Origin of the sequence: Bradyrhizobium viridifuturi (genome assembly GCF_001238275.1) — a bacterium.
GTDB lineage: Bacteria > Pseudomonadota > Alphaproteobacteria > Rhizobiales > Xanthobacteraceae > Bradyrhizobium > Bradyrhizobium viridifuturi.
Genome location: NZ_LGTB01000037.1, coordinates 1 through 12,267, shown reverse-complemented (window position 1 = coordinate 12,267; position 12,267 = coordinate 1). Strand labels below are relative to the sequence as shown.

General features: G+C 61.8%; 9 protein-coding genes and 1 pseudogene. All 10 read right to left on the bottom strand.

Features of this window, described 5'->3' with window-relative positions:
- The gene (locus ALC15_RS29180; protein ID WP_244486311.1) at window positions 1-1,230 is read right to left on the bottom strand and encodes a glycosyltransferase family 92 protein; all 1,230 of its coding nucleotides are present in this window, start codon (window positions 1,228-1,230) and stop codon (window positions 1-3) included.
- Window positions 1,231-1,574: 344 nt separating this feature from the next.
- Window positions 1,575-2,498, bottom strand: coding sequence for a glycosyltransferase family 2 protein (locus ALC15_RS29175; protein WP_050630274.1), 924 nt, complete (start codon window positions 2,496-2,498; stop codon window positions 1,575-1,577).
- 11 nt (window positions 2,499-2,509) lie between these two features.
- A complete protein-coding gene (locus ALC15_RS29170; protein WP_050630273.1) occupies window positions 2,510-4,717 on the bottom strand; it encodes a glycosyltransferase WbsX family protein in 2,208 nt (735 codons plus the stop codon).
- Window positions 4,714-4,845, bottom strand: coding sequence for a hypothetical protein (locus ALC15_RS47325; RefSeq protein WP_283806307.1), 132 nt, complete (start codon window positions 4,843-4,845; stop codon window positions 4,714-4,716). The genes ALC15_RS29170 and ALC15_RS47325 overlap by 4 nt, the downstream gene beginning before the upstream one ends.
- A 202-nt stretch (window positions 4,846-5,047) precedes the next feature.
- Window positions 5,048-7,084: an SEL1-like repeat protein gene (locus ALC15_RS29165; protein ID WP_050630272.1), complete on the bottom strand. Its 2,037-nt coding sequence runs from the start codon at window positions 7,082-7,084 to the stop codon at window positions 5,048-5,050.
- Window positions 7,081-8,426: pseudogene (locus ALC15_RS29160) on the bottom strand (HlyD family type I secretion periplasmic adaptor subunit). The gene ALC15_RS29165 and the pseudogene ALC15_RS29160 overlap by 4 nt, the downstream one beginning before the upstream one ends.
- The gene (locus tag ALC15_RS29155) at window positions 8,416-10,650 is read right to left on the bottom strand and encodes a peptidase domain-containing ABC transporter (protein WP_050630271.1); all 2,235 of its coding nucleotides are present in this window, start codon (window positions 10,648-10,650) and stop codon (window positions 8,416-8,418) included. The pseudogene ALC15_RS29160 and the gene ALC15_RS29155 overlap by 11 nt, the downstream one beginning before the upstream one ends.
- A gap of 183 nt (window positions 10,651-10,833) precedes the next feature.
- Window positions 10,834-11,475, bottom strand: coding sequence for a class I SAM-dependent methyltransferase (locus ALC15_RS29150; RefSeq protein WP_347336325.1), 642 nt, complete (start codon window positions 11,473-11,475; stop codon window positions 10,834-10,836).
- Between the two features lie 310 nt (window positions 11,476-11,785).
- Window positions 11,786-12,028, bottom strand: a complete 243-nt coding sequence (locus tag ALC15_RS46615) for a hypothetical protein (RefSeq protein WP_050630270.1) — start codon at window positions 12,026-12,028, stop codon at window positions 11,786-11,788.
- Window positions 11,935-12,171 carry a hypothetical protein gene (locus tag ALC15_RS46610; RefSeq protein WP_244486319.1) on the bottom strand — a complete coding sequence of 79 codons (237 nt, stop codon included), beginning with the start codon at window positions 12,169-12,171 and terminating at the stop codon, window positions 11,935-11,937. Before ALC15_RS46610 ends, ALC15_RS46615 begins: the two co-directional genes overlap by 94 nt.
- Window positions 12,172-12,267 lie beyond the last annotated feature (96 nt).

Here is a 12,267-nt window from a genome sequence, read left to right as displayed (position 1 = left end):
TCAGCCCTGGATCAGCTTTTTCAGCTCCGGAAGAAACCGCTGGATCGTTGCGTCTTCGACATCGTTGCGATCCCGCAACGTGAAGAACTCCATCGCGCGGATCTTCTCAGGATCGCCGTCGGCGAGCGGCCGGCCGCGCTCACGCTTCTTCAGCAATTGCTCACGGGACTTCGTATAGTAGTGATTGATGACGAGCTTGCTTCGCTTGGGCGCCGTGCAACGCCCGCCGATCGGGAATACCGGCGTGCCGTCTTCCTGGACGTAGCAGCCCAGCACAAGCGATTGATGAGGATGCAGGTAGGACACGATGGTGTCCGGCCGCACGATCGACTTCATGATGAAGTGATCCGGGAAGTCGTCCGGAGCGCGGCGCGTGAAGGACTCGATGCACAGGCCGGCCGGCCGCGCCTCGTGACCGTTCGAGCCGAAGTTCAACCAATGCACCGCCACCGCCGGCGCCGTGCCGAGTTCGGCCAGCACGTCCTTGATGTTGCCGGCCTGCGTCGGAAACAGATACTCGTCGGCATCGATGAAGGCGCACCATTCCGCACAATTGCGATAGGTGTCGATCGCATGCGAGAAGGCGCGCATCTGGCCGAATTCGCCCTCCACGAAATGATAGGTGATCATTTCGGGCCACGGGAAGGACTCGATCACGGCGCGCGTATTGTCGGTGCTGCCGTTGTCGTAGAGGTAGAAGTGATCAAAGCCGACCAGTCTGTGGAAGTGCAGCCATTCCAACAGATCGTCGCCTTCATTCTTGATGGCGCACACCGCGGCCAGGCCGTGCTTCTTCCGATCGATCCCGACATAGAGCTTCTTCGCCTCCATCACGCGCAGGAGGCCGGCGAACTCTCGCCGCAGGTTCTCACTTTTCGGCGCCGCCGCGAGCGCGGACAAATAGACGTCCTGCGCTTCATGGGCCGCGCCCATGTTGAGATCCGCGATCGCAAGACGATGCAACACCCGCGAGTCGGACGGCATCTGCTTGACGAGGTCGAGAAGGATTGCACGCGCTCCGGCGAAATCACAGGCCTGCACAAGCGCTGCCGCCTTTGCAAACTGGAATTCCTTGTAGCGGCCGTATTGCTGCTCCAACTGCTCGACCGACTGGATGAGTTCGTCGGGCTTCGGATTTGCGATCCGCCCGGAAAAGAAATCTCGAAGCCTTGTCTCGATCTCACTTGCTGGAAGCGTATCGAGATTCACGCCTGAGCTGAAACTAGACAATGCAGGAATTTCCATGTCCAACCTGAGCCGCTCCCCACGAGATCAACAAGCAATTACCATTGGTTCGCACCACGAATTCCCTATTAGCGCACTTATCCTACAAGAATAAGGCTATAACACGCAGTGCTCACATTTAACTGTTGTAAGGTTATTTCGAGGAAAATCAATACAATAGAGCAGACGGGCTCGCCGTCATTTGCACGAAACCGTCGCACAGGACGGGAACGACCTTTGCTGCTTTCGCGCGCGACGTGTTCCGGCGCAAGGGAGCTGCGCCGGAAACCTCGATCAAGCCCCGGTTCCGATATTCTCAAAACGGAGCAGGCAAGCCCTGCCCGCCGGGATCAGCGCCAACGGATCGGCCTGGTGCGATCGTTCGATTCCACCGTCCGGTGTTCGACATGATAGGGCGCGTAGATCTGCTTCACCCAATAATTGAAGTTCGGGTGCAGCTTCACGAAGTCATAGAATGAATCGCCGAAATTCGACGGGCTGAGACAGGTCTTGTTTTGCGGTCGCCTCGAGATGGCATTCAGGCAATACGACACCATGCACGCCTTCGTTTCGCTCTCCGCCACCTTGCTCAGGCTCCGGAAGCTGTTGGTGGAGTGCAGCCGGTAAAGATAGCGGTCGGCCTCCAGATAGGTCGGCTCGACCTTGGTGACGGCGCGCAGCGCGAAGTCCCAGTCATGGCAGTATTTGAGGTCGGCGAGCCAGCCCACCTGCCGCAGCAATTCGCGGCTGAACACGAAGTTTCCGGTCGACGCCGCGATCTGCGAGTCCAGGAATGTCCACGACAGCGGCGCGCCGGCAATCTGCGCCCGGTCGATCGCGTAGCGCAGGCGCGTCGGAAACTGGTAGTTGCCGATCGACTTTCCATATTCGTCGATCGGCTCGACGGCAGAAAAGCCGAAGAACAACCGTTCATGGCCATGCTTGTCGGCGAACAATTGAACCCGGTCCCTTGAGAAGGCATCGTCCGAGTTCAAGAGGAAGATCATGTCGCCCGTCGTCAACGACAACGCCCTGTTCCAGGTATAGTGCGCGCCGAGATTCTGCGGATTCTTGAGCAGCTTGCACGACACGAAGCGCTTTCCGAACGAACGCTTCTTGATGACCTTCTGCGCGACGTCAAAGCTCTTGTCCGGCGAATGATCGTCGACAATGACGAGCTCGATATCGGCAAACGTCTGCTGATAGACGGTCTCGAGGCATTCCTCGAGATACTGTTCGTGCTTGTAGCACGCGATGACGACACTTGCGAGCATCGGCGGCGACCTCAACGTCTCACGATGATCGAATGGCGCGACCGCACCAGGGCGCTGGCGCCGTCGCCGACCTCGAGCACCGCGAGCTGATATTCGCCATCCGGCAGGTCTCGAATCGAGAACGACAGCTGGAAGCCGAAATAGCAATCCTTGCTCTCGGCCTTCATGTATTCCTTCACGTCCACGCGCTCGTGCCAGTCGACGATCAGGCAGTAGCCGCCGTTGATTGCGCCTTGCGCGGCAAGCCCCGACAGCACCAGGAATCCCGTTCTCTGTCTGCTTGCCTCGAAGGCGTTGCCCGCGCAAATCCAGCCCCGCACCAGGATCTCAAAGCGCGGATCAACGATCACCCGCTCGCCGGTCTGGGAATTGATGTTCTCGATGACCAGCAACGAACCGGCCGGATTGTCGGACGCGCCTTCCGCCTCGACCGGCGTGCCGCTTCTCAGGCGCTGCACCCCCGAATGAGTGAGGCCCGACCGATGCAGGCTCGCGAGCACCTCGACATGCGTCGAGGCTTCCTTCACCGCCCACTCGAGCTCCTGCCTGCTCAGGCAATCCAGCAGATCCGGGCTGTTTCTGATCTGCGCCGAAATCGGCTCGGCGGACGCGACCCTGCGCACAACCTCGAGGAATGCGCGTCCATGACGGGAATCCGGCTCGAGATGAGCGCCCTCCGCCCACTCGTTCCAGGAATTGATGAACACCAGCGACTCGGAGAAGCTGTTGCCCTTGGCCCGCAGGGTGGCGTCGCGAAGCCAGACCTCGAACGCCTCCGGGCTGGACCGCGTGAAGACGTGACCGCGCGGTCCCTTGCGCGGCGTATTGTCCCAACGCGGCATGACCGCAGGAAAGAACGGGAAGTCGTAGGTCTTGCCGATCGACGATCGCATGGCATCGACGTAGTCGTACACCTTGCCGGCGAAGGTCGCCGGAGCATCGACTTCGGTCGGCGGCACTTCCCGCGTCGAAACCGTGTGCGGCGGAAACTCGATGGCCGCATCACAATTGACGTCGCGCGGATCGAACTCGCCGAAAGTCATCGCATTGCAAATGAGAAGCTCGCCAATGCCGAGCTCCCGGGCTCTCTCGCGCCAGATCTCGAACAGGCGCTGCTTGTCCGGCAGCAATGACGGCCGGTAGATGACAATGACCTTTCGACCATCGACCGTGATATAGCGCTCGTCGAGCAGCAGGTCGGCCATATCGTCGATGAAGCGGACATCGTCGTCCAGCGAGTGATTCTGCCCCAGCAGCAGCTCGGCATCCGAGCCGTCCCACCGGCGCGACCAATTCTCGTTGGCCCAGCAAATGCAGAACGGCAGGTTGGGCTCGCCGTCCTCGAGCAGCAGCTGAAGCGGCTTTTCCAGCAGCCTGCGCCCCTGGAACCAATACACGTAGTAGCAGAATCCATCGATGCCGTACTTGCGCGCGAGGTCGCCCTGCTGGCGGCGCGTCTCCGGCAGCCGGACGTCATAGAATCCGAGATCGGCCGGCAGCCACGGCGATTCATGCGACGGAAACTGCGCGCGCATGCGCGCGACATTGGTCCACTCGGTGAACCCTGGTCCCCACCACCGGTCATTTTCTTCAAAGGAATGGAATTGCGGCAGATAGAAACAAATGTAGCGCACCTCCTTGGTGGAGGCGTCCGCCGGTCCCGCAACGCTTAGGTTGTCGGTGCTCGGAAACAGCAGATCGTCGTAGTCTTCGACCGAGAAGCCGAGCGCAACGACCACTTCGCTCGGCGTGAAGTTCTCGAACAGCGGGATCTCGTAATACTCGCCATCGCTCAGGCTGATGCGGAGATAGATCTGCGCCTGCTTGGGCTCGACCAGCGTGTTTCGCAGGGCCCGCGCCAGGCGACGGCGGACGCCCGGCGTCGACAGATCGATCCGGAACCCGGGACGCCCGATCACGCTGCGCGGTCCGATGCGGGCCGGCATGGATCGGCCCGTGCGTCCCTCTTCGACACAGTGGGACGCGATGAAGAGCGCGATCGAAACGGTTGCCGCGGGCGACTGGGCATCGACGATCCAGCCGGAGATCCCTCGCCCCGAATATTCGAGGATCGCGCCGCGCAGCCGCGATCCCGACTGGAGATCGCTGATATCAGGATCCAGGAACAGGCTCTGCGGATGGTCGTCCTGCTGAACCGGGCTGGCAACGGGCAGCATATCCTTCGTATCCCTGACGCTCCGATCGACCATCTTGTTCATTGCCACTCAATCTCCTGCCAACGCTTGACGCCGGCTCCAGTTTCTTTCCCGGTCACGCGGAAGCTCGATCCCGAGATCACGCTGCCTGACACGCCTGTGATCATGACCTCTTGGTTCTTATCGTTCATCTTCACAACCAGAGGTGCAATGAGCATTTATTCCGCGAACCCACATTAACGCAATCTCTCTGTCGTCGATATGAAAGCCATTGTTAGTTCTGCCTCAATTGTCACGCGGAGGTGCACGCTTCTGTACCTTCGCGCCCAAGAACAAGGCCGCGCACGTCTCCGCCGTAGGCTGCGTGCGACGAGATCTCCGCATCCAACAGTCTCAGCCGACGCTCTCGCCCATCGCCTGCAGACGACGTAGCGCACCTTCGTTGTTCTGCTGCGCGGCCTTTCGATACCAACGCACCGCTTGATCGCGATCCTGCGCGACGCCGTTACCGGCACGCAGCGCGTCGCCGATGGCGAGCTGGGCTTCGACCATGCCCTGCTCGGCGGCTGCCGCGAACCATTCGGCCGCCTTCGCCGGATCAGCCTCGCGGCCCTGTCCGCGCCCGAGCATCACCGCAAGGTTGTATTGCGCCGTGGTGTGGCCCTGGCGCGCCGCGGCCTCGTACCACGTGACGCCCCGGGCAAGGTCCTGCTCGACGCCCTGCCCGGTGCAATACATGACGGCAAGCTTGAACTGTGCTGCGGCGTTGCCGCCATCGGCGGCCTTGACGATCCAGCCGGCGGCGGCCTGCGGATCCTTGAGGCCGCTTTTCGGATCGGAATACAGCAGCGCCAACGTGTGCTGCGCCTCGACATGGCCCGCGCTTGCCGCGCGCTTGAACCATTGCGCCGCAGCCGGAAGATCGACGGCCCCGCCGGACCTTCCCATGTGAAGCCCGCCGAGTTGAAATGCCGCCGCGGAATGACCGCCCTCGGCGGCATCGGTCAGCAGCGTACGTGCTTGCGCAAGGCGCGCTTCGGACGGCTCTTCCTGGATCAGAAACACGGCATAGGCGATCTTTGCATCGGCATCGCCGCCATTGGCCGCCTTGCTGAGCCATTCCGCTGCGCGCGCCTGATCGCGCGGCACGCCGTTGCCCGCCGAGTAGAGCCGGCCGAGCTGCACGCCCGCAGCGCTGATGCCTCCCTCGGACGCACGCTCGAACCACTTGATCGCGGTCGCAACATCCCGCGTGACGCCGTTGCCGTTGAGATAGAACACCGCGATGTTGTGGGCCGCGGTCGCGTGACCGCTCTCGGCCGCACGCTCGAACCATTTCGCCGCCTGGCGGATGCTGGGCGGGACGCCGGTGCCGGTGGCATAGAAGCGCCCGGTGAAGAACTGCGCCTGCACGTCGCCGCGCTCGGCCGCCTTCTCGTACCAATATGCTGCCTCGCGCAGATCCGGCTCGGCCGACGTGCCGAGCGCGTAGAACTCAGCCAGTCCCTGGATCGCCGGCAGGTAATCCTTGCGTGCGGCCTTGCGCAACGCGGTCTCGGCCTTGTCGAGATCCTTGGCGACCCCTTTGCCGCTCAGCCGCAACAGCGCGATGTTGTACAGCGCAATGGCATCGTCATGCGCAGCCGCGCTCTGGAATAGCCGTGCGGCTTCCTCGACATTTACGGGAAGCCCGGTGCCCTTGAGACACATGAACGCGAGCGCAACCTGCGCGCGCACATGGCCCTGCTCCGCCGCCTTGTGATACCAGATCGCGGCCTGCGCGAAATCGACGGGAACGCCGCGCCCCTGATAGTGCACGTCGCCGAGCGCGAATTCACCGGCTGCCGCCTTCTGCTCGGCCGCTGCCTCGTACCAGCGCAGGGCAGCAGCGTGATCCTTGGTGCAGCCGTGCCCGTTGGCGTACATGTCGCCGAGGATCGCCTGCGCGTCCGCCTTGCCGGCCTCCGCCGCCACCGACATCCAGAGGAAGGCGGCGTCAAGGTCCCTGGCCACGCCGATTCCGTACGGGAACACGAGATCGTGGAGATTTGTCGCCTTGTCGCCGAGCCGCGCCGCGGTCGACTGCCGCCACATCTCGGGCTTGTTCGGTCCAACGGACGCCTTGACCCCGTGGAAGTAGATCAGGCCGAGCTGGAATTGCGCTTCGGTATGTCCATTCAGGGCGGCGCGTTCATACCATGCGACCGCATCCGGAATGTTGCCGATAACGCCCTCGTTCCGCGCATAGAGCAACCCGATCCGGTAATCCGCCTCCGGATTGCCGGCCCGCGACGCCAGCCTCCAGAAGCGCAATGCCTCCAGATACTGCCGGTTCTCATACGCCTCCAGTCCCCGTTCGAACTGCGTAGCCTCCGAACGGGACGACCCTGGCTTGAGCAGGTCGAGAAGGGATCGCGTCAACACCGTCATGGCTCGCGCATTGCTTCTTTTGCGCTGCGCAGCATGCCGCCGAGCAGATACATCGCGACCGAACGGGTGCCGACATTGACATCGCCTTGCAGCGTCATGCCGGGGATGAGGCGGAAATCTTCGGAACATCCTTGAAGTTGGTCTCGTCGACCGAGCATCGTGCCTTGTAGTAGGCATCGACGGGCTTTCCGTCATCATCGGTGGTGAAGGCGCCTTCGCTGATCCAGCGAATCTTGCCTTGCGCCGTACCGTGCTCGGCCGCGTTGAACGCATCGATCTTCATCGTGCAGGGATCGTTCGGCCGGACGAAGCCGACGTCACGCGACAGGATCTGGATCTCGGCTTCGAGCCGCGTCTTGAGCGGCATCAGCGTGATGAAGGGATCGCCCGGCTTCAGTACCGAGCCGACCGAGAGCTTGGCGAGGGTCAGCACGACCGAGGGTTCGGCCGCGGTCCAGCGGACCAGGTCCTGGTGCTTGATCGCCTTGTCATACTGTGAGCGGGCCGTATCCAGATTGTTGCGCGTCGTGACCAGATCCTGGCTCAACTGCGCATACCATTGCTCGGTGAACGCCTTGCGATCCGCCTTCAGCGAGTCCAGCTGGTGCTGCGCCTCCAGCAGGGTGTTGTGCGTATTGTCGATCTGGCGCAACAGCTCCAGGCGGTTGTCCTGCGACAAATACAGGTTCAGCTTGGATCCACTGCCGCTTTCGGCCAGCGTCGAGCGCATGTCCTCGATCTTGCCGGCGATCTCGGCACGCTGGCTGTAGCGCTCGTCGTCCTTCTTCGACTTCTGGATCGTCGCCTCGGTCTGGCTGATCTTGGAGTCGTAGCTGTTGACCTGTGCGTTGTACTGGGCAACGCGCTGGTCGTAGAGCGCCTTCTGCAAGGCATTGTACCTGGTGACATCCTGATCCGAGGATTGCCCGAACGACAACACCTTTCCGGCCAGTTCGGCCTCGTCCCGCGCGACCTGCGCTTCGAGGCTTGCAATCTGCAGCTTGTACTGCGTCACATCGGCCGCGGTGAAGGTCGAATCAAGCGTCGCAAGCAGTTGCCCGGTCTCGACCTGCTGACCTTCCCGCACATCGATCGTCTTGATGATCGAGGCATCCAGCGCCTGCAGCACGTTGATCTGATCGACCGGGACGATCCTGCCGCCCACGCTCGTGATCACCCGATCGACGCGGGTGAAGCACATGATCGCCACGACGGCTACCATGAACGCCGACAGGACGAACAGCGTCGCGCGGGCCAGCAGCGGCTCGGGCGCCTCGCGGATGGCATCGGTTTCGGACTGGAACTGGCGAACGGTCGCGAGTGAAGCTTGATTAGGAGACAAGGGTCGGACTCCTGAAGTTCTTCTCGGTGCGGCCCGTCGGCACAAGATGCGTATTCTGCTGGAACCAGAGCGAGCTATAGATGTCGTTGCGTTCCAGAAGCTCTTCGTGACGTCCGATATCGTTGACCACGCCGCGATTGAGCACGAGGATCGCATCGGCCTTCGTCAGCGACGACAGACGGTGCGAGATGATGATCAGCGTGCGGCCGTGCGCGATCCGCGAGATGTTCGCGTTGACGATCGTCTCGCTCTCCGCATCGAGCGCGCTGGTCGCCTCGTCCAGGATCAGGATCGGCGGATTGACGATCAGCGCGCGCGCGATCGCGAGGCGCTGACGCTGGCCGCCGGAGAGATTGGTCGATCCCTCGTAGATATAGGTCTCGTAGCCGCGCGGCAGCTTGTCGATGAACTCCTCGGCGCCGGCCAGTCGCGCGGCCCTGACGACATCGTCGAAGGTCGCATCGGGCTTGGCGGCCGCAATATTCTCGCGGATCGTGCCGCTGAACAGGAAGTTCTCCTGCAGCACCACACCCACATTGCGCCGGAGATGGTCGACATCGTATTCGCGAACATCGACACCGTCGACCTTGATCAGACCACCGTAGTCGGAGTGCAGGCGCTGCAACAGCCGCGTGATCGTGGTCTTGCCGGAGCCGCTCTTGCCCATCACGCCGAGCGTCGTGCCGAGCGGAATCTCGAAGGAGATGCTGTTCAGCGCCGGCGACACCGCGCCCTTGTACTTGAACGTGACGCCGGAGAATTCGATATGCCCCTTCAAGGGGACCCGAACGCCATGGCCGGAACGTCCCTCCTCGGGCGGCTGATTGACCAGCCTGCCGACGATCGTGACGGCGGTGCGCGCCTCGTCATACTGGTTGATGAGCTGGGCCATCTGCATCAGCGGGCCGGCAACGCGTTGCGACAGCATCAGAAACGCGAACAGCGCTCCAACGTAGACAGGATCGCCGCTCGACACGGCGAGGTAGACACCGAACGCATAGGGAGCACTCACCGCCAGCCGCTCCAACGGCTTCACCACCGTCTGAATGGCGGTTCCGGTCATGCCTTCCGCAAGGCGAGCCTTGGCGACGCGCGCCACCAGCACATCCCACATGTGGCGCTGCCGCGTGTCCAGCGCCAGCGACTTGATGGTCCGCATGCCGTTCAGACTCTGGATCAGAAACGCTCCCTGCACGCCTTCAGCCGCCAGAGTAGCCGAGGATTTCTTCCGGTAGGCGGGCAGCATCAGGATCAGCCAGGTTACGATCATTCCGGCAAAGGCAAGAACCATCAGCGTCATGATCGGGCTGAAGAAGAACATGACGGGCAGGAAGAAGAATAACGTTGTCGAATCGAGGATGGTCCCGAACAGCTGTCCGGTCAGAAAGCCGCGAATTCGGAACACTTCGCGAATATCCCGCGAAATCAGGCCGACCGGATTCTGCTCGAAGTAATCGATCGGCAGATTGAGCACCTTCTCGAACACATAGGTCGACAGCTTGACGTCGATGCGTGCCGTCAGGCGCTGGACCAGATACTGCCTCAGGAAAGAGAACGCGGCCTCGAACATGATGACCACGAACATCGCAATGCACAGCACGTAGAACGTGTTGTAGGCCTTGTAGAAGATGACCTTGTCCGAGAGCAGCCGCCAGAACATGATCGGCGCGAGGCCCATGAAGCCGAGGATCAGCGCCGCGATCGCGACGTCGCGCAGGATGCGCCGTTCGCGGAACAGCAAGGCAGTGACGAAACCGAAGCTGAACGGCTGAGTCTCGTCCGAGATCTCGTAGTCGCGCTTGGCCATGACGACGTCGCCCGACCAGATGTCCTCGAAGCGCGGCTGATCGATCACGAGCAGCGCATCCTCGCTCGCGTTCGGGTCCTGCAGCACCACCCGGGTGCTGTCTTCATCGCCCTCGAGGCGCAGCAGCACCATGTGGCTGCCGTCGCGCAGGCGGACGATCGCGGGCAGCGCCCGCTTCAAATGGCTGAGCCCCTTCCAGTCCAGCGTGACCGCCTTCGCCGTCATGCCCGAGGAATTCGCGCATTTCAGCAGCTCGGGGAGCGTAACTTCCTGCTCGCCCAGCAGATTGTCCTGGATCAGTTGGGTCGGGGTCAGGTGCAAACCATGCTGTCTTGCGACGATGACGAGACACGCGAGGCCCGAGGGTGGCAGTCCCTCCACCGAAGGTGCGCCGACGAGCGAGAGGTGTTTGGTCATGAATGCCTCGAAGTTTCGACTGCGCAGGATCCGGTCGCTAGCGATATATAACTTATCACTGTTAGTTCGCTAACGCAGCATTTTCGGCACCCGGTTCCGAAAAGATATATGTGCCGGAACAGGCAAGGAGCCGATTCCGGCTGTTGCTGCGGTTGGTTTAGCCACGGAACCTTATAACATTATTTAACATCGACCGTCACGTGGCGGCCGCCGCCGTCTCCCGGAAATCGAAGCCGCAGGCTCGAGCTGCGAATGAATCCGCCTGTCCTCGGCCTCCGGCATCAGCGCCAGCGCGCAGACCTCGAAATTCGCGCTGCGAACGGAGACGGTCGGAAACCCGGCGCTGAGCAGCAGGTTTCCCATCCGGTCGCACGAAAAGCCGGTCTTGTGCGCCATGTGGTGGCGCCCCTGCTCGATCGCGCCGGAGTGCCCGTAGATCATGTCCAGCGGCCGGATCGGACCGGCCGGCGAGACATAGGCGACCGCGCCGAGACCCTGGGTCAGCATGTGCTGGGCCACTGCTTCCAGGTCGGGGGACATGATCAGCGCGAAGCCGTCCGGCTTCAGAACTTCGCGGAACTGGACGAATGTGGGATGTATCTCGTGGGCATACAGATGTTCCATCAGATGCGAACACCAGATCGCGTCGAACGAGGCCGGCCGGCACAATTTGGCGAGATCGGTAATCGAGCCGACGATGTCCGGTTTCACGCTTCCGTCGACGTCGAGCCGAACCTCCTCCCAATCATGCGATGTCAGCAACGGCTGGATCCGCTTGGCAACCGTCGTTCCAGCGCCGGCATTCAGCATTTTCTTCTTGGCCAATTCGAGAGCTCCGCGGTTCGCGCATCATGCGGCAAGTTTCTGCTGCGATCGTTCGTCTTGTCCAAAGGTTGCCTGGGCCGCAGCAAGCCATCACAACGCGTTGTATCAAGCGAGTTACACGCCTTTACAAAAGCTACGTGGTCCGAATGTGACGAACTAACCTCTAACATCTGTCGGGTTGAAGTGGAACTTGTGATGAGGCAGGTCGTTCGACGCGGATCCGGCGGCAAGGTTCCGATCATCACATTCGCGCGCGAGCGGCTCCCGGGGGCTGAGGGGAGACATCTTCGCTTGGGGCCGTCCCGGGGCCCTACAGCCTGATCGATTGATCGTCGTTGAAGATCAGGTACTCGATGTTGCTGACGTGGGTCACCTGGCCGTTGCTGAAGCTGACCTCCAGAAAACCATTGTTGCCGGCGCTGATGCCGGTCAGATCGGCCGATGCGTGATCCAGGAAGGTCAGCGCGTCCTTGTCGCCGCCACGGCCGTCGATCGTGTCACTGCTGTGCGGATTCGACAGGTAGAAGTAGTCCTGACCGGCGCCGCCAACCATCGAGCTGTGCCGGTGGCGGAGCCGATGAACGACGACCCGTCATTGCCGTCGCTCATCAGCCACTGGTGGCCCGAACCGGCGACCAGCGTATCGTTGCCGGCGCCGCCATACAGCGAGTCGTTGCGGGCGCTGCCATAGAGCACGTCGTTGCCGTCATCACCAAAAAGCACGGTCGCGCGCAATGCATCGCTGCCCGCGTAGAGCACGTCGTTGCCGCTGCCGCCGTGCTCGAAATTGGT

What these genes read in the sequence shown, in the direction of transcription:
- ALC15_RS29155 (WP_050630271.1), bottom strand. Translation starts at nt 10,650, where the DNA reads ATGACCAAACACCTCTCGCTCGTCGGCGCACCTTCGGTGGAGGGACTG.
- ALC15_RS46615 (WP_050630270.1), bottom strand. Translation starts at nt 12,028, where the DNA reads ATGGTTGGCGGCGCCGGTCAGGACTACTTCTACCTGTCGAATCCGCAC.
- ALC15_RS29170 (WP_050630273.1), bottom strand. Translation starts at nt 4,717, where the DNA reads ATGAACAAGATGGTCGATCGGAGCGTCAGGGATACGAAGGATATGCTG.
- ALC15_RS29175 (WP_050630274.1), bottom strand. Translation starts at nt 2,498, where the DNA reads ATGCTCGCAAGTGTCGTCATCGCGTGCTACAAGCACGAACAGTATCTC.
- ALC15_RS47325 (WP_283806307.1), bottom strand. Translation starts at nt 4,845, where the DNA reads ATGAACGATAAGAACCAAGAGGTCATGATCACAGGCGTGTCAGGCAGC.
- ALC15_RS29165 (WP_050630272.1), bottom strand. Translation starts at nt 7,084, where the DNA reads ATGACGGTGTTGACGCGATCCCTTCTCGACCTGCTCAAGCCAGGGTCG.